This window comes from Streptomyces sp. NPDC104581 (assembly GCF_055583685.1).
In genome coordinates this window covers 48,441-65,812 of record NZ_JBVJNN010000029.1, presented here as the reverse complement: position 1 = coordinate 65,812, position 17,372 = coordinate 48,441, and the positions used below count along the sequence as shown (strand labels likewise).

Here is a 17,372-nt window from a genome sequence, read left to right as displayed (position 1 = left end):
GGCTTACAGGGCGCCCTTCGTGGACGGGAGGATGCCGACGGCGCGCGGGTCGCGCTCGCTCGCGTACCGCAGGGCGCGGGCGAGGGCCTTGAACTGGCACTCCACGATGTGGTGCGCGTTGCGCCCGTACGGCACGTGCACGTGCAGCGCGATCTGCGCCTGGGCGACGAACGACTCCAGGATGTGCCGGGTCATCGTCGTGTCGTAGCTGCCGATCATCGGAGCCATGGACTCCGGCTCGGTGTGCACCAGGTAGGGGCGGCCGGAGAGGTCCACGGTGACCTGGGCGAGCGATTCGTCGAGCGGGACGGTGCAGTTGCCGAAGCGGTAGATGCCGACCTTGTCGCCGAGCGCCTGCTTGAAGGCGGCGCCGAGGGCGAGGGCGGTGTCCTCGATGGTGTGGTGCGAGTCGATGTGCAGATCGCCCTCGGTCTTGACCGTGAGGTCGAAGAGGCCGTGCCTGCCGAGCTGGTCGAGCATGTGGTCGTAGAAGCCGACGCCCGTCGACACCTCCACCTTGCCCGTGCCGTCGAGGTCGAGCTCGACAACGACCGAGGTCTCCTTGGTCGTTCGTTCCACGCGGCCGATACGGCTCATGCGCTCTGCTCCTTCGTCAATTTACGTACCGCGTCGAGGAACGCGTCGTTCTCGGACGGGGTGCCCGCCGTGACCCGCAGCCGGCCGGGGACGCCGTTGTCGCGCACCAGCACGCCCTGGTCGAGGATCGTCCGCCAGGCCCGGTGCGCGTCCTCGAAGCGGCCGAACTGGACGAAGTTGGCGTCCGAGTCGGTGACGTCGAAGCCCATCGCCCGCAGCTCGGTGACCAGCCGGTCCCGCTCCTTCTTCAGCTGTTCGACGTATCCGAGCAGCGTATCGGTGTGCTCCAGCGCCGCGAGCGCGGTGGCCTGGGTGATGGCGGAGAGGTGGTACGGCAGTCGCACCAGCTGTACGGCGTCGACCACGGCGGGGTCGGCGGCGAGATAGCCCAGGCGCAGTCCGGCGGCGCCGAATGCCTTGGACATCGTGCGGGACACGACGAGGTTCGGCCGGCCCGCGAGCAGCGGCAGCAGCGAGGGGTGGTGGCTGAACTCGACGTACGCCTCGTCCACGACGACCAGGGAGGGACGCGCGGCCTGCGCCGCGTCGTACAGCCGCAGGACGGTCGTCGCGTCGACCGCGCTGCCGGTGGGGTTGTTGGGGGTGGTGACGAAGACGACGTCGGGGCGGTGCTCGGCGACGGCGCGCTCGGCGGCGGCCACGTCGATGGTGAAGTCCTCGTTGCGGGGTCCGGAGACCCAGCCGGTGCTGGTGCCGCGGGCGATGAGGTGGTGCATGGAGTACGAGGGCTCGAAGCCGATCGCGGTGCGGCCGGGGCCGCCGAAGGTCTGGAGCAGTTGCTGGATGACCTCGTTGGAGCCGTTGGCCGCCCAGACGTGGGCGGCGGTCAGCGGGAGGTCCCCGGCGGTGCGGCGCAGATAGGCGGCGAGCGCGGTGCGCAGTTCGACCGCGTCCCGGTCGGGGTAGCGGTTGAGCCCGCGCGCGGCCTCCCGGACCCGTTCGGTGATCCGCTCGACCAGCGGTTCGGGCAGCGGGTACGGGTTCTCGTTGGTGTTGAGGTGGACGGGGACGTCCAGTTGGGGCGCCCCGTAGGGGGACTTGCCGCGGAGCTCGTCGCGAACGGGCAGGTCGTCGATGCTCGTCATGCGCCGGTCACCTCCCCCGGGGACGCCGGTACGGACGGCAGTTTCCAGCCGAAACGCGCCTTGACCGCGGCGCCGTGCGCGGGCAGGTCCTCGGCCTCGGCGAGGGTGACGACGTGGTGGGCGACGTCGGCGAGGGCGTCGCGCGTGTAGTCGACGATGTGGATGCCGCGCAGGAAGGACTGGACGGAGAGCCCCGAGGAGTGGCAGGCGCAACCGCCGGTCGGCAGGACGTGGTTGGAGCCGGCGCAGTAGTCGCCGAGCGAGACCGGGGCGTAGGGCCCCACGAAGATCGCGCCGGCGTTGCGGACCCTGGCGGCGACGGCGGCGGCGTCGGCGGTCTGGATCTCCAGGTGCTCCGCCCCGTACGCGTCGACGACCCGCAGGCCCTCCTCGACGCCGTCGACCAGCACGATCGCGGACTGCTTGCCCGCGAGGGCGGGCGCGACACGGTCCGCCAGGTGCTTGGTGGCGGCGGTCTGCGGGACGAGTTCCTTCTCGACGGCGTCGGCGAGGTCGGTGGAGTCGGTGACGAGGACGGCGGCGGCGAGCGGGTCGTGCTCGGCCTGGCTGATCAGGTCGGCGGCGACGTGCGCCGGGTCGGCGGTGGCGTCGGCGAGTACGGCGATCTCGGTGGGGCCGGCCTCGGTGTCGATGCCGATTCGGCCGGCGAAGTAGCGCTTGGCCGCGGCGACCCAGATGTTGCCGGGGCCGGTGACCATGTCGGCGGGCGGGCAGCCGTCGGGCCCGGTCGTGCCGTAGGCGAACATCGCGACGGCCTGGGCGCCGCCGACCGCGTACACCTCGTCGACGCCGAGCAGCGCGCAGGCGGCGAGGATCGTCGGGTGCGGCAGTCCGCCGAACTCCTCCTGGGGAGGCGAGGCGAGGGCGATCGAGCCGACGCCGGCCTCCTGCGCGGGGACCACGTTCATGATCACGGAGGACGGGTACACGGAGCGTCCACCGGGCGCGTACAGCCCGACGCGGCCGACGGGCACCCACTTCTCCGTCACCCTGCCGCCGGGCACGACCTGTGTGGTGTGCTCGGTGCGCCGCTGGGCGCGGTGGACGGTGCGGGCCCGCGCGGCCGACTCGTCGAGCGCGGCCCGTACGGCGGGATCCAGGGCCTCCAGGGCGCGGGTGAGGGCCTCGGCGGGCACCCGTACCCGGTCCAGCGTCACGCCGTCGAACTCGCGGGCGTAGTCGATCAGTGCCGCGGTGCCCCGATGGCGTACGTCCTCGCAGATGGGCCGCACCTTCGCGAGGGCGGCTTCCACGTCGAACTCGGCACGGGGCAGCAGGCCGCGCAGCGCGCCGCCCTCGGGGAGGGCGTCGCCGCGCAGATCGATTCGTGAGATCACGCGGTCAATTCTCGCAGACCTCATCAGACCGCCGGTCGCCCGTATCACTGGCTGATATGAGCCCTGATTGTCACTCACGGCTACTATCGTTGACTTTTGGCGTTCATTCGGTCACTCAGAGGGAAGAACATTCGTACGGCCCCACATCAGCAGTCCCGTCCGGCGACGGCTGCTCGGGAGTCACACATGGGGACGGGACGGCGACAGAGCGCGCGGCACCGCGCCCATCGAGGTACGGCGCGCAGCACGGCACGGCAACGGGGAAGCGAGGCGCGGCAGTGTCCGAGCCGCACGACGACGAGGCTCCGGACTGGCTCTCGGCCACAGAACTCGGCATGTGGCAGGCCTTCCGGAACGGCAGCACCTACGACCTGAGCGTGCCGAGTCCACTGCTCAACGATCCGGCGGCGGCCGGTCCCTGGGGCGAGCACCGCAGTGTGCGCGCCCGGGTGATCGCGCTGCTGCTGCTGAGCGGGCCCTCGGCGCGGCCGGGGCGGGTGGCCGCCCTGAAGCTGCGCGGGGCCTACATAAGCGGGTCGCTGGACCTGGCGGGCGGCAACGTCGATCCGTACGTGGAGCTGACCTACTGCCGGTTCGAGCGGGAGCTGGTGCTGCCGGAGTGCCACTTCACCACGCTGCGGCTGGTGGGCTGTGTGCTCCCGCGCCTGGAGGGCGCCCGGCTGCGCACGGAGGGCGATCTGCATCTGCCGCGCTGTCAGGTGGCCCGCGGCATCCGGCTGACCGACGCGCAGATCGGCACGGACCTGCTGATCAGCCAGATATCCGTGCGGCCCGACAGCAACAGCCGGTCGATCGCCGCCGACGGGATGTCGGTGGGGCAGGATCTCCAGGCCGAACAGATAGAGACGCACGGGGAGTTCAGTCTGCGCGGCGCGAAGGTCGGCGGCTCGCTGATGCTGCGCGGCAGCCGGCTGCGCGCGGCGGGCGAGCGCCGCGCGCTGAACGCGCCGCAGCTCACGGTGGAGCGCTCCCTCTACATGACGGGCGCCGTGGTGAGCATCGCGACGGGCATCGCCAACTCCACACCGCCGTACGGCACGGTCTACACGGGCAACACGACGCGGCTGCCGCCGGGCACCGAGATCCGGCGCTTCGAGTGCTACGGCGGGGTCCGTCTGGACGACGGGCGGTTCGGTGACACGGTCGACCTCCACCAGGCGCGTTTCCTGATGGCGGCGGGCGAGGAGGTGTCGCTGCGCCGGATCACGGCGACGGAGCTGCGCTTCCAGTGCGAGAAGCCCCTGGAGGGCCGGGTCGTGCTGAACGGCGCGAAGATCACCACGCTGATGGACCTGTCCACGAGCTGGCCGGGCCCCGGCGGTCTGGCCATGGGCGGCTTCTCCTACGAGAACGTGGTGCCGTCCGGCCATTTCCCGCTCAGCCGGCGGCTGGAGTGGCTGGACTCGGCGACGCCGGAGTACTCGCCGGAGCCGTACGAACGCCTGGCGCAGGTGATGCGCAACAGCGGCGAGGACGCGGATGCCCGCGAGGTACTGCTGGCCAAGCAGCGCAGGCGGCGCGAGACGCTTCCGCTGGCGGCCAAGACCTGGGGCTACATCCAGGACTGGACGGTGGCGTACGGCTACCGGCCGGGCCGGGCCGCGCTGTGGATGGCCATGCTGTGGGCGGGGGGCACGTTCGCCTTCGCGCGGAACGCGCCGGAGCCGCTGAAGGGCGAGGAGCACCCGGCGTGGAATCCGGCGCTGTACGTGCTGGATCTGCTGGTGCCGGTGATCAATCTCGGCCAGGACGGGCACTGGCGGACGGAGGGCGGCTGGCAGTGGCTGGCCGCCTCGATCGTGGTGCTCGGCTGGATTCTCGCCACAACTGTCGCAGCAGGCGCCTCACGCCTCCTGCGTCGCGGCTGACACCACGTCCGACCCGCTTTCTTTACCGTCCCTTGACCCACTCGGAGACAACCTTTCACCCACCACGAAAACTTCACATATGCCCTCTGGCGCCCCTGCGACCTGCGGTTTTCAATGGGCCGCACCATGTCATTGATTCGCGCCCTGATCAGCACCGCGCGCATGATCCGGCACACCCCGCGGCTCGCCGACGGGCTCCCGCCGGACGATGCGGTGCTGCTCGACGCCCCCGACGACCGGCTCGCCCCCGCGCTCGTCACCGCCGCGCTCGGCGAGTACGGGCACGCGGCGAAGCTGCTGGCGACCACACGCGAATCAGCCGAATGGGAGAACCGCGACCGGTACGTGATGCGGCTCGCCGCCTTCGCCCACCACCGCGACGCATGGCTCGGCCGCTGGCTCGCCGCGTCCCCGAACGACCCGGACGCGCTGGTCGTCAAGGCCGAGCTGGGGGTGCGCAGGGCCTGGGAGTCCCCCGCCCGCGTCGAGCTGCTCCGTGAGCTGGGCCCGCTGATCCGCGCGGCGGCCGAGGGAGACCCGCGCGACCCGGTGCCGTGGCGGATAGCCCTCGACCACGCGCGCGGCACGCACGCGGGCCACCAGGACTTCGAGACGCTGTGGGGCGAGGCGGTGCGCCGCTCCTCGCACCACTACGGCTGTCATGTCGCGGCCCTCCAGTACCTCTCGGCCCAGTGGCACGGCTCGCACCAGGAGTGCTTCGACTTCGCCGAGCGGGCCGCCGAGGACGCGCTGCCGGGCTCCCTCGTGAAAGCACTTCCGATGCGGGCCGCCTTCAGCCGGATGCCGGGCGGCGGCCTCACCTCCGTGACGGCGGACCGGATCGACGCGGCGTGCGACGAGGCCATCGGGCTCTCCGCCCTGTACGCGGTGGGCGACCCGTGGCCGGCGGAGGTACGCAACCTGCTGGCGTACGTGCTGGTGGGACGGCTTCGGTGGCACGAGGCGCTGGAACAGTTCCGGCTCATCGGGCCGTACGCGACGTCGTTCCCGTGGACGTCCTTCACCGACGATCCGCTGGGCCAGTTCCTGGAGACACGCGACGGCGTACGCCTCCAGGTGGCCTCCGGGATGCCCTTGTGGAACCGGACAGACGGACGGCGACCGCGCGGCCATTACGCTTGAGCGTTGTGACCACCGCACATCTCCCTCTCTTCCCGCTGAACGCGGTGCTGTTCCCGGGCCTCGTGATGCCCCTGAACATCTTCGAGGAGCGGTATCGCGCCATGATGCGCGAGCTGCTCAAGGCCGACGAGTCCGAACCGCGGCGCTTCGTCGTGGTCGCCATCCGCGACGGGCACGAAGTCGCGCCGACCGCCTCCGGCATGCCCGACCCCACGGCCCCGCGGGAACGCGGCCCGTCGGCCGGCTTCGGCTCCGAGCCGCTCAAGGCGTTCCACCCGGTGGGCTGCGTCGCCGACGCGACCACCGTCCGCGAACGCCCGGACGGCAGCTTCGAGGTACTGGCCACCGGCACCAGCAGGGTCCGGCTGCTCTCCGTCGACACCGGCGGGCCCTATCTGACCGCCGAGGTCGAGGACCTGGCGGACGACGCGGGCGAGGGTGCGGGCGCACTCGCCGAGGTCGTCCTGCGGGCCTTCCGGGGCTACCAGAAACGGCTGGCGGGCGCGCGTGAGCGGTCGCTGTCGACCAGCGACAACCTGCCCGACGAACCGTCCGTGGTCTCGTACCTGGTGGCCGCGGCGGCCGTCCTGGACATCTCCGCGAAGCAGCGGCTGCTGGAGGCGCCGGACACCGTGACGCGGCTGCGGGAGGAGCTGAAGCTCCTGCGGGCCGAGACGGCGGTGATCCGGCATCTGCCGTCGCTGCCGGCCGTGGACCTCACGCTCAAGCCCACCAGCCCCAACTGAATCCGTTTCGCGGCTGCTCGACGACGACACGAGGAACACGTCCCTTGGCGAAGAAGCAGGCGAGGAAGACCGCGGGCGGCACACCGGCCACGGTCGCGCTGACCGCGGCGAAGGCCGAGTTCACCCTGCACGCGTACGAGCACGACCCGGCGGCGCCCTCCTACGGCGAGGAGGCGGCACAGGCGCTGGGGGTGCCGGCGGACCGGGTGTTCAAGACACTGGTCGCGGACGTCGACGGCGAACTGACCGTGGCGGTCGTCCCGGTCTCCGGTTCGCTGGACCTGAAGGCGCTGGCCGCCGCCGTGGGCGGCAAGCGGGCGACGATGGCGGACCCCGCCGCGGCGGAGCGCACCACGGGCTACGTACGGGGCGGCATCTCGCCGCTGGGTCAGCGCAGACGGCTCCGTACGGTGCTCGACGCCTCGGCGGGCGCACACCCGACGGTCTGTGTCTCGGCGGGCCGCCGCGGCCTGGAGGTGGAGCTGTCCCCGTCGGACCTGGCCGCGCTGACATCGGCGACGCTGGCCCCGATCGCGCGGGGCTGACAGCGGACGCCCGAAGGCCGCCCGCTCACCGTGTCAGTGCCCCTCGCCGGGCCCGTCCTGCCGGTCGGCGGGGAGGTACGGCGCCCCGAACGGCACCCACTCCGGCTCGGGGTCACGCGGCGCGAACAGGGCCGTGAGCGCCAGGTGCACGAGCATCGCCGCCACCGGCCACGCCAGCAGCGCGCCGCGCGCGTTCAGCTCCAGCGGGGCGTCGAACGTCGCGCCCTCCCCCACCGCGCGCGCCTGCGCCACCACGTCGTCCGGGCCCAGCCCCCAGCCGACCAGCCAGGCCAGCCCGGACGCGAGCAGTCCGCCCAGCGCCAGGCCCACGACCAGGGGGACGCCGCCGCGCCGGCGGAACCAGAAGACCAGGGCGGCGCTGACGGCGCCGAAGCCGAGGGCCAGCAGGACGAACGTACCGTCGGCGCCGATCGCCTCCTCGCCCTCCGTGTCCTTGAGGAACACGGCCGAGTCACCGGCGACGAGCGGCACCCGGGGCGACAGCCAGAGCCAGAGCAGTCCGAGCAGGACACCGGAGAGGGCCACCGCGACCGTCACGACGGCCGCCTGCCTCACCTCGGCCCTGGTGTCGGTCCCGTCCCCGTGGGCGACGTGGGCCGCGGTCGCTCCCGCGCCCTGCGGGGTCTGCCAGGGGTCGTCGTTCGGCGGCTGGTGGGGCGGCGTCAGGGGTGCTGTCACCCCGCCATCGTGCCAGGCCGGGCGGGGCCGTGCCTCATCGGACCGCCGCACGCCGGTACGCCCACGTCGCGACGGCCAGCGAGACGACACCGACGGCCGCGCAGACCGCGAGGTCGAGCGCGACGGTCGGCCAGTCGGGGTGCCTGTCGAAGCTGCGGGCCAGGGCCTCCACGCCGTACGTGGACGGCAGCAGGTCCCGGGCGTACACGATCGGCCCCGGCAGCCGGTCGGCCGGCAGCACACCCAGCAGCAGCGCGGCGGACATGCCCAGCTGCCCCAGCAGCGTGGCCAGTTCCTGGCGCGGGGCGAGCAGCCCCAGCGCCGCGCCGAGACCGGCGAGAGCCGCGCCGGAGAGCGGGATCACGGCGACCAGCACCCAGAGGTGGGTCATCGGCAGATCGAACAGCAGACTGCCGGTCACGGCGGTCACGGCGGTGCCGGGCACGGTGAACGAGGCGTACGCGCCGGCCGCGCCCAGCACCACGGCGGCGGGCGGTACGGGCAGCGTCGCGTAGTGGTCGAGGCCGCCGGTGGCCCGGAGCTGGCCGAAGTACTGCGCGAGCAGATTGAGCGCGACGAAGGCCACGACGAGCACGCTCGACCCGGCCACCACGGCCCGCGCCTCGGCGCCGCCGTCCACGACACCGCGCATCAGGATCATGATGCCGACGGACTGGAAGGTCGCGACGAACAGCAGCGGGATCCGGGCGACCCGCGCCCGCGACAACTGCGCGCGGTACACGGCACCGAGCGAGGGCAACAGCCTCGCCCGGATCGCCAGCGCCGCCGGCGCCCCGTCGACTCGGTCCGTCGCGGCACGGGCGGCCGGAACGGTCCGGCTCTTCCCGGAGACGGCCTCCGCGGGCACGATGCTCACCTGACGCTGCTCCTGTTCGGTGCGTACGGACGGACACGGTCGGGGCGCGCGGGCCCCGACGCCAACCGGGACCAGCGTGTCATACACCCCGAACGCGCCGAACTCCCCGTGCGCGCGGGGCCCCCACCGGCGCGGACGCCGGCGGCGCGCGCCCGGGCGGCGACAGGTGCGGGGCGAGCCGCGCGAGCCGCGGGGGTGACGCCGGTCGGGTGGGACGGCGGCGCCGGGGGGACGGCGCGACCCCCGGTGGGTGGCGGGGTGGGCCTCGGAGCCGTACACCGGAAAAGGTCCGTGGCTCGCAGGGTCATGCCTTCACCAGGCCCTGCACCTGGCCGCCGAGCGCCAGATAGACGTCCTCCAGGCTGGGCGTGGCCAGCGTGAAGTCGTCCAGCGCCGCGAAGGCCGCGCCGCCCGTCACCGCCGCGACGGCCGCGCGTGCCTCGTCGGGCGCCAGCCGCAGCACCCACCGGCGGCCCGACTCCTGCGCGGATACGCGCAGCGCGGCGACCTCCGGGACGTCGAGCGGGGCACGCTCGCGCCAGACCAGTTCCAGCCGGACCTCACCGGCGACCCGCTCCTTGAGCCCGGACGGGGTGTCGCAGGCGATGACCTTGCCCCGGTCGAGTACCGCGACCCGGTCGAGGACCGTCTCGGCCTCGATGACGTTGTGCGTCACGAGCAGTACGGTCGCGCCGCGTTCCGCCCTGCGCCGGTCCACCGCCGCCCAGACGGCGCGCCTGGCGACCGGGTCCATGCCGGTCGTGGGCTCGTCCAGGACGAGTACGGGCCGCTCCCCCACCAGCGTGGCAGCGAAGCAGGCCATCCGCCGCTGGCCTCCGGAGAGCTTCTTCAGGGGGCGGCCGGCGAGTTCGCCGAGACCGAGTTCGTCGAGGACGGCGTCACGCTCCGCGCGCGCCTCGCGCAGGCCGAGCCCGCGCAGCCGGCCCGTGGTCTCGGCGGCGAGGCCGACCGTCAACTCGTCGAGCGCGGTGGACTCCTGGCCCAGATAGCCGATGAGTCGGGAGGCCCGCTCGGGGTGCCCGACCAGATCGTGTCCGAGGACGTCGACGCTGCCGGAGTCGGGCCGCATCAGTCCGGTGAGCTGGCGTACGAGGGTGGACTTGCCCGCGCCGTTGGGCCCGAGCAGGCCGAAGATCTCACCGCGCCGCACGTCCAGGGAGATGCCGTCGTTGGCCCGCACCTCGGGGGTGGCCGGGGCCCCGCGTCTGCCGCGCGCGGCCGGGTACGTCTTGACCAGTTCCCGCACCGCGCAGACCGTACTCACAAACAACGAGCCTACGGGGTCGGCCCGCCCCAACCCCTTCGGGGGCCTCGAACGGCACCGGAGCCGCGGACGAGGGCACGCACGAGGGCATGACCGCGCCACGGACGCGGCGCGGCCGGGGCACGGAGCCGGCGACGCCGTCCGGCGGCCCGGGGTCTAATCCGCCGTGGACGGGCGGTCCGCCGCAGCCCGCACATCGATCTCGCGCCAGAACCCCGCCCTGATCGCGTACCGGTCGTGCTCGTCGATCTGGTCGTCCTTGTGCGCCAGCAGTCCGAAGCGGGCCGCGTACCTCAGCACCTCGCCGTCGATCCGGTGCGGGATCCGCGGGTACATCGTCGACAGCCTCTGCACATGACCCGCCTCGGGGAGCCGTTCCATCCAGCGCCTGGCGAAGACCTGGCCGACCTCGAACGGGTCGCCGCCCACGGTCGTGATGTCCTCCTCGCGGTCGGCCCAGCGCTGCTCGGCGCTGGTGAGCTGCGCGAGCGTGGGCAGCGACGCCGTCTCCGGCGACTCGCCGAGCTGGCCCCCGCCGCCCGCGCGCTCGACCCAGCCGCGGTCGGACGACCAGCGCAGCGTCGCGTTCGCCGGCGGGGGCGGCGACGCCTGCGGTCCTGGCGCGCGCAGGGCGGCCAGATCCTTGGGGGTGGGGACGCCCTTGGAGCCGGAGGGCGCGGGATGCGCGGTCTCGGGGCCGTGTTCGTGCGCCGGCGCGTGCTCCGTGGCGGGCGGCGCCGTCCCGTTGCGCGCGGAGGTCGCCTGTGCTTCGGCAGCCCGTTCGGCGGACGCGGCGAGCGCCGATTCGGGCAGCGGCGCCGAGAGGATGGCCGCGATCTCGGTGCGGGGCACCGGCGGCGGCGCGCAGACCCCGCCGAAGTCCTTGGCGCGTACGGCCTTGGTGATCCAGGCCCGGTCGAGCACCCGGCGTTCGTCGGCCTCGGCCACCAGGTCCTCGGACTGGTTGTAGTCGCCGTCCGCCGCCTGCACGGCCCACAGATGCACGGCGACGCCGTGTTCCTTGGCGGACATCAGGCCGGGCAGCAGATCTCCGTCCCCGGTCACCAGGACCACGTCCGAGCAGGCGCGATTCCTGGCCAGCTCGGTGAGTTCGGCGTGCATCGCCGCGTCGACGCCCTTCTGCGCCCAGCGACCGTCGCTTCGGGTCAGAGCGCCGAGCCGGACGGTGACACGTGACATGACGCGCAGCCGCCGGTGCTCGGGCTGGGGCACCCGGTCGGGGGCGCCGTCGAACCAGTAGATACGGAGCAGCGGCTGCTCCGTATCGGCCTCGGCGCGTTCCCGCAGACCCTGGATGAGGGCGGCGTGGTCGACGGTGATGCGTGAGCGGGCCGGCTCCCCGGCGAGGAGGCTCGCGGCGGCGCCCAGCAGATAACCGGCGTCCACCAGGACGACGCAGCGGTCCACGTGTTCCACCCTCTTTCGGGAACGTCGGGATCGGAAGTCATGACGGGTTTCCTTGGAGTCTGCCCGACCGCAACAGGCTTAACGGCCGGAACTGGATCATCGGCGTGGCGCAGCCCCCGGTGCCACCCCCAGGAAGGGGGCAACCAAGGCCCGTTACAGACAGCGATGATCCAAAATGCGGTGAGTCACGGCATATGTGAATCTGGTCGCGGCCCTGGCCCCAACAACCTTCAGGAGGCAGCACCATGGCCAAGAACAAGAACCGTGACCGCGGCAAGCACCAGGACCGTTCGACCACGGAGCGTGGTTCCGAGCAGTCCTCGTCCTCCTCGTCCGAGGCCAGGGCCGAGCGGATACAGCAGCAGGTCACGCCGTCCGAGGTCGCCCACAAGGGCCGCCAGAAGCGTTTCGGCCACAACTGACGCGGCCGGCCGCACATGGCGAGAGGGGCACGCCCGGTTTCCCGGGCGCGCCCCTCCGGTCTGTGCGCGCGGCGTGGATCCGCCGCGGGCCGCGGGTTCCGCGCGCCTGTCGGTCAGCCCGCCAGGCAGGACGGCCCGAGCAGCACCTTCAAGTCGCCGAACAGCGCCGGGTCGGGCTGGACCCGGTGCCGGTCGAGCCGCAGGACGGTGGTCTTGCGCGCGCCCTGGAGTTTGATCCGTACCTCGGAGTTGCCCCGGTGGTGGCTGAGGATCTCACCGAGCCTGCTGACCATGGGCGGGGTGAGCTTCACGGTCGGGATGGTGATGACGACCGGCGCGTTCGTCCCGGCGGACGACAGGTCGGGCACCTGGAGCTCCATCGCGACGAGGCGCGGGATGTCCTCGCGCTTGTCGAGCCGGCCCTTGACGAAGACGACGGTGTCCTCGACCAGTTGGGTGGAGACCAGCTGGTACGTCGCGGGGAAGAACATGCACTCGATCGAGCCCGCCAGGTCCTCCACGGTGGCGATCGCCCACGCGTTGCCCTGCTTGGTCATCTTCCGCTGGAGCCCGGAGATGATGCCGCCGATGGTCACCACCGCGCCGTCGGCGTGCTCACCACCGGTGAGCTGGGAGATCGCCGCGTCGGACTTGTCCGACAGCACGTGCTCGATACCGAAGAGCGGGTGGTCGGAGACGTACAGGCCGAGCATCTCCCGCTCCTGCGCGAGCAGATACGACTTGTCCCACTCGATGTCGGAGAACTCCACGTCCAGCCCGAAGCCCGGCTCGGAGGAGGCGTCGTCACCGTCGCCCATGCCGCCGAAGAGGTCGAACTGCCCCTCCGCCTCCTTGCGCTTGACCTGCACCACGTTGTCGATCATCGGCTCGTGGTGGGCGACGAGCCCCTTGCGGGTGTGTCCCATCTCGTCGAAGGCGCCCGCCTTGATGAGTGATTCGACGGTGCGCTTGTTGCAGACGACCGCCTCGACCTTGTCGAGGAAGTCGGGGAACGTCGCGTACTTCCCCTTCGCCTTGCGCGAGCGGATGATCGAATCCACCACGTTGTTACCGACGTTCCGCACCGCCGTCAGCCCGAACAGGATCACGTCGTCGCCCTGCGCCGCGAAGTTCGCCACGGACTCGTTCACGTTCGGCGGCAGCACCTTGATGCCCATACGACGGCACTCGTTGAGATAGACGGCGGACTTGTCCTTGTCGTCCTTCACCGAGGTCAGCAGGGCCGCCATGTACTCGGCGGGGTAATTCGCCTTGAGGTAGGCGGTCCAGTAGGTGACCAGTCCGTACGCGGAGGAGTGCGCCTTGTTGAAGGCGTACCCCGCGAACGGGACCAGCACGTCCCAGAGCGCCTTGATGGCCTCGTCCGAGAAGTTGTTCTTCTTGGCACCGGCCTGGAACAGGACGAAATTCTTGGCCAGTTCCTCGGGCTTCTTCTTGCCCATGACCCGGCGGAGGATGTCGGCCTCGCCGAGTGAGTAGCCGGCGATGATCTGCGCGGCCTTCTGCACCTGCTCCTGGTACACGATCAGACCGTGGGTGAGCCCCAGGACCTCCTTGAGGGGCTCCTCCAGCTCCGGGTGGATCGGGGTGATCTCCTGCTGCCCGTTCTTGCGCAGCGCGTAGTTCGTGTGCGAGTTCATGCCCATCGGGCCCGGCCGGTACAGGGCCGACACGGCGGAGATGTCCTCGAAGTTGTCGGGCTTCATCAGCCGCAGCAGTGAGCGCATCGGACCGCCGTCGAACTGGAAGACGCCGAGCGTGTCGCCCCGGCAGAGCAGTTCGTACGTCTTGGGGTCGTCCAGCGGAAGGGACAGCAGGTCGAGTTCGACGCCCTTGTTGGCCTTCACCATCTTGACGGCGTCGTCCATGATGGTCAGATTCCGCAGCCCGAGGAAGTCCATCTTCAGCAGGCCGAGCGATTCGCACTGCGGGTAGTCCCACTGCGTGATGGTGACGCCGTCGGTGTGCCTGACCCAGACCGGCACATGGTCGGTGATCGTCTCGCTGGACATGATCACACCGGCCGCGTGCACACCCATCTGCCGCACCAGGCCCTCGACACCCTTCGCGGTGTCGATGACCTTCTTCACATCCGGTTCGTTCTCGTACATCCCCCGGATCTCGCCCGCCTCGCTGTAGCGCGGGTGCTTGGGGTCGGTGATCCCGTTGAGGTCGATGCCCTTGCCGAGGACATCGGCCGGCATGGCCTTCGTGAGCCGGTCGCCCATCGCGTACGGGTAACCCAGCACACGCGCCGAGTCCTTGATGGCGTTCTTCGCCTTGATCTTTCCGTACGTCCCGATCATGGCGACCTTGTCGGCGCCGTACTTCTCGGTCACGTACCGGATGACCTCACCGCGCCTGCGCTCGTCGAAGTCGATGTCGACATCCGGCATGGAGATGCGCTCGGGGTTGAGGAACCGCTCGAAGATCAGGCCGTGTTCGATCGGGTCGAGGTCGGTGATGCCCATCGCGTACGACACGATCGAGCCGGCCGCGGAGCCCCGGCCGGGACCGACCGCGATGCCGTTGTTCTTCGCCCACATGATGAAGTCCGCGACGACCAGGAAGTATCCCGGGAACCCCATGTCGATGATGATGCTCATCTCGTACTCGACCTGCTTGAGCCGGTCGTCCGGGATGCCGTTCGGGAAGCGCCGAGCCATCCCCCGCATGGTCTCCTCGCGGAACCAGGTGACCTCGGTGAAGCCCTCGGGGATGTCGAACCTCGGCATCAGGTTCCGCTCCTGGAACCAGCCCTCCGTGTCGATCTGCTCCGCCACCAGGAGGGTGTTCGCGCACCCCTGCTGCCACGCGTCCGACGAATCGACCGCGTACATCTCGTCCGTCGACTTCAGGTAATAACCCGTGCCGTCGAAGCGGAACCGGTCCGGATCCGAGAGGTTCTTACCCGTCTGAATGCACAGCAGCGCGTCGTGCGCCGTCGCCTCGTTCGCGTACGTGTAATGCGAGTCGTTCGTCACCAGCGGCGGAATCCCCAGCTTCTTCCCCACCTCCAGCAGACCGTCCCGCACCCGCCGCTCGATCTCGATGCCGTGATCCATCAACTCCAGGAAGTACCGGTCCTTGCCGAAGATGTCCTGGTAGTCGGAGGCCGCCTGCATCGCCTCGTCGAACTGCCCCAGCCTCAGCCGCGTCTGCAACTCGCCCGACGGACACCCCGTCGACGCGATCAGGCCCTCGGACCACTTCGCGATCGTCTCCCGGTCCATCCGGGGCCACTTCGTCAGCCACCCCTCCGCGTACGCGTCCGACGACAGGCGGAACAGATTGTGCAGACCCGTCTTGTTCGCCGCCCAGATCGTCTTGTGCGTGTAACCACCGGAACCCGAGACGTCGTCACGCTTCTGGTGCGGCTGCCCCCACTGCACCTTCCGCTTGTTGCGCCGCGACTCCGGTGCCACGTACGCCTCGATACCGATGATCGGCGTCACGTCCGCCTTCTTCGCCTGGTGGAAGAAGTCGTACGCACCGTGCAGATTCCCGTGGTCCGTCATCGCGATGTGGGACATCCCCATCTCGTTGCACGCCTTGAACATGTCCCCCAACCGCGCCGCGCCGTCCAGCAGCGAGTACTGGGTGTGGACGTGCAAGTGCGTGAACGGCGGCTTGGTCACGGCTGAGGCCTCCAGCGAAACGAGCGGACGAGCGAGGGGTGCCCTGGGGGGGGACAGCGTCGAAGTCTACGACCGCCCACCGACAATCCGAGCGAGGTCCGGCGATGTCCCGGACACACCGGACCGGGGTGCCCGAAGTCCCGGTCGGTGAGCGCGGACCGGGCACGCACCGGTACGTTCGTGCGTTGCGAGTACTGACGGCGCCGTCGGCCCCAGGCGGGTGGTGTGTCAGTCCGTCCGCCCATTTCCGTCATGCCCCAGGAGGCACCACCGATGTCGGTCCCGCGCCCGGTCGAAGCCACTGACCAGCAGCGAGGGGAGGAGATCCTCGGCGTGTTCGACGCCGCCTTCGGCGAGCTGCTCGCCGCCGACCCGGCGGCCTTCCGGGTCAAATTCCGCAAGATGGCCGCCTCCGCCTTCGCCTTCTACCGGGGCACGGCGTGCCTGTTCTACAGCGACCTGGAACGGGAGCAGCACGGCGGACCGTATCTGGACGAGCGCACCGGCCGGGTCTGGATCCACGGCGATCTGCACGCGGAGAACTTCGGCACGTACATGGACGCCAACGGCCGGCTGATCTTCAACGTCAACGACTTCGACGAGGCCTACGTAGGACCGTTCACCTGGGACCTCAAGCGCTTCGTCGCCTCGCTGGCGCTGATCGGCTACACGAAGGCCCTCAGCGACGAGCAGATCAGCGAGCTGGTCCGGATCTACGCCGCCGCCTACCGCGAGCGGATCCACGCGCTGGCCACCGGTGCCAAGAACGACGAGGTACCGCCGTTCACACTGGACACGGCCGGCGGTCCGCTCCTGGACGCGCTGCGCGACGCCCGCTCGCTGACGCGCTTCGCGCTGCTCGACTCGATGACCGAGATCCGCGACTTCGAGCGGCGCTTCGCCCCCGGCGGCGGTTCCGTCGAGCTGGACGCGGCCACCCGCTACAAGGTGCTGGCGGCCTTCGACGGCTATCTGGAGACGCTGCCCGAGTCCAGCCTGACCCGGCCCGACTCCTACCGGGTGAAGGACGTGGTGGGGCGGCGCGGCATCGGCATCGGGTCGGCCGGCCTGCCCTCGTACAACATCCTTCTGGAGGGCAACAGCGACGCCCTGGAGAACGACGTCGTGATCTACGTCAAGCAGGCGCAGACCCCCGCCGTCTCCCGGCACATCACCGACGAGCGGGTGCGCGACTACTTCCAGCACGAGGGCCACCGCACGGTCATCTCGCAGCGCGCGCTCCAGGCGCACGCCGACCCGTGGCTGGGCTGGACCGAGCTGGACGGCGCGGGCCAGCTGGTCGCCGAGGTCTCGCCGTACGCGGTCGATCTCGACTGGTCGGACCTCGACGATCCGGACGAGATCTCCGCGGTCGTCGCGGACCTCGGCCGGGCGACGGCCACGATGCACGGCGCGGCGGACTACGAGAGCGGCCACTCGCTGGTGCCCTTCTCCACGGAGCGGGCCATCGACGCGGCGATCGCCGCCGACGAGGAGGGCTTCGCCGAGCTGCTGGTGGACTTCGCCCACAGCTACGGGGCACGGGCCCGCGCGGACCACCAGATCTTCGTGGACCTCTTCCGCAACGGACAGCTCGGCGCCCGGACGGCCTGATCCG

Annotated in this window: 14 protein-coding genes; 6 read left to right on the top strand and 8 right to left on the bottom strand. The window is 71.1% G+C overall.

What is annotated here, in order from left to right; translation table 11 throughout:
- Positions 1-3: 3 nt before the first annotated feature.
- Genes hisB through hisD form a run of 3 tightly spaced genes read right to left on the bottom strand, consistent with a single transcriptional unit; the run spans position 4 to position 3,061 of the window.
- On the bottom strand, positions 4-597 hold the full coding sequence (hisB, locus tag ACZ61E_RS22690) for an imidazoleglycerol-phosphate dehydratase HisB (protein ID WP_078077820.1): 594 nt from the start codon (positions 595-597) through the stop codon (positions 4-6).
- Positions 594-1,703: a histidinol-phosphate transaminase gene (locus tag ACZ61E_RS22685; protein WP_469701658.1), complete on the bottom strand. Its 1,110-nt coding sequence runs from the start codon at positions 1,701-1,703 to the stop codon at positions 594-596. Before ACZ61E_RS22685 ends, hisB begins: the two co-directional genes overlap by 4 nt.
- Positions 1,700-3,061, bottom strand: a complete 1,362-nt coding sequence (hisD, locus tag ACZ61E_RS22680; RefSeq protein ID WP_469701657.1) for a histidinol dehydrogenase — start codon at positions 3,059-3,061, stop codon at positions 1,700-1,702. Before hisD ends, ACZ61E_RS22685 begins: the two co-directional genes overlap by 4 nt.
- A gap of 278 nt (positions 3,062-3,339) precedes the next feature.
- On the opposite strand from hisD, the gene ACZ61E_RS22675 reads away from it, so the two are divergent.
- The 4 genes from ACZ61E_RS22675 to ybaK all read left to right on the top strand — a co-directional run bounded on the left by ACZ61E_RS22675 (position 3,340) and on the right by ybaK (position 7,384).
- Complete coding sequence (locus tag ACZ61E_RS22675) at positions 3,340-4,950, top strand: oxidoreductase (protein ID WP_469701656.1); 1,611 nt, start codon at positions 3,340-3,342, stop codon at positions 4,948-4,950.
- Positions 4,951-5,064: 114 nt separating this feature from the next.
- Positions 5,065-6,093 carry a hypothetical protein gene (locus ACZ61E_RS22670; RefSeq protein ID WP_469701655.1) on the top strand — a complete coding sequence of 343 codons (1,029 nt, stop codon included), beginning with the start codon at positions 5,065-5,067 and terminating at the stop codon, positions 6,091-6,093.
- Positions 6,094-6,098: 5 nt separating this feature from the next.
- Positions 6,099-6,839 carry an LON peptidase substrate-binding domain-containing protein gene (locus ACZ61E_RS22665; protein WP_469701654.1) on the top strand — a complete coding sequence of 247 codons (741 nt, stop codon included), beginning with the start codon at positions 6,099-6,101 and terminating at the stop codon, positions 6,837-6,839.
- A gap of 44 nt (positions 6,840-6,883) precedes the next feature.
- Entirely contained in the window at positions 6,884-7,384 is a 501-nt protein-coding gene (ybaK, locus tag ACZ61E_RS22660) for a Cys-tRNA(Pro) deacylase (protein WP_469701653.1), read from the top strand.
- Positions 7,385-7,417: 33 nt separating this feature from the next.
- Here ybaK and ACZ61E_RS22655 read toward each other — a convergent pair whose 3' ends face one another.
- From ACZ61E_RS22655 to ACZ61E_RS22640, 4 genes are all read right to left on the bottom strand, one after another.
- Positions 7,418-8,083 (bottom strand): ABC transporter permease, encoded by a 666-nt coding sequence (locus ACZ61E_RS22655; RefSeq protein ID WP_469701652.1) that lies wholly within the window; start codon positions 8,081-8,083, stop codon positions 7,418-7,420.
- 34 nt (positions 8,084-8,117) lie between these two features.
- Positions 8,118-8,960 carry an ABC transporter permease gene (locus ACZ61E_RS22650; protein WP_469701651.1) on the bottom strand — a complete coding sequence of 281 codons (843 nt, stop codon included), beginning with the start codon at positions 8,958-8,960 and terminating at the stop codon, positions 8,118-8,120.
- Positions 8,961-9,264: 304 nt separating this feature from the next.
- Positions 9,265-10,245 carry an ABC transporter ATP-binding protein gene (locus ACZ61E_RS22645; protein WP_469701650.1) on the bottom strand — a complete coding sequence of 327 codons (981 nt, stop codon included), beginning with the start codon at positions 10,243-10,245 and terminating at the stop codon, positions 9,265-9,267.
- A gap of 156 nt (positions 10,246-10,401) precedes the next feature.
- Complete coding sequence (locus tag ACZ61E_RS22640) at positions 10,402-11,682, bottom strand: NYN domain-containing protein (protein WP_469701649.1); 1,281 nt, start codon at positions 11,680-11,682, stop codon at positions 10,402-10,404.
- Positions 11,683-11,918: 236 nt separating this feature from the next.
- Between ACZ61E_RS22640 and ACZ61E_RS22635 the strand changes: the two genes are divergently transcribed.
- Positions 11,919-12,095 carry a hypothetical protein gene (locus ACZ61E_RS22635; protein ID WP_469701648.1) on the top strand — a complete coding sequence of 59 codons (177 nt, stop codon included), beginning with the start codon at positions 11,919-11,921 and terminating at the stop codon, positions 12,093-12,095.
- A gap of 113 nt (positions 12,096-12,208) precedes the next feature.
- Here ACZ61E_RS22635 and dnaE read toward each other — a convergent pair whose 3' ends face one another.
- On the bottom strand, positions 12,209-15,754 hold the full coding sequence (gene dnaE, locus ACZ61E_RS22630) for a DNA polymerase III subunit alpha (protein WP_469701647.1): 3,546 nt from the start codon (positions 15,752-15,754) through the stop codon (positions 12,209-12,211).
- A 273-nt stretch (positions 15,755-16,027) separates the two neighbouring features.
- Between dnaE and ACZ61E_RS22625 the strand changes: the two genes are divergently transcribed.
- Positions 16,028-17,368, top strand: coding sequence for a DUF2252 domain-containing protein (locus ACZ61E_RS22625; RefSeq protein WP_469701646.1), 1,341 nt, complete (start codon positions 16,028-16,030; stop codon positions 17,366-17,368).
- Positions 17,369-17,372 lie beyond the last annotated feature (4 nt).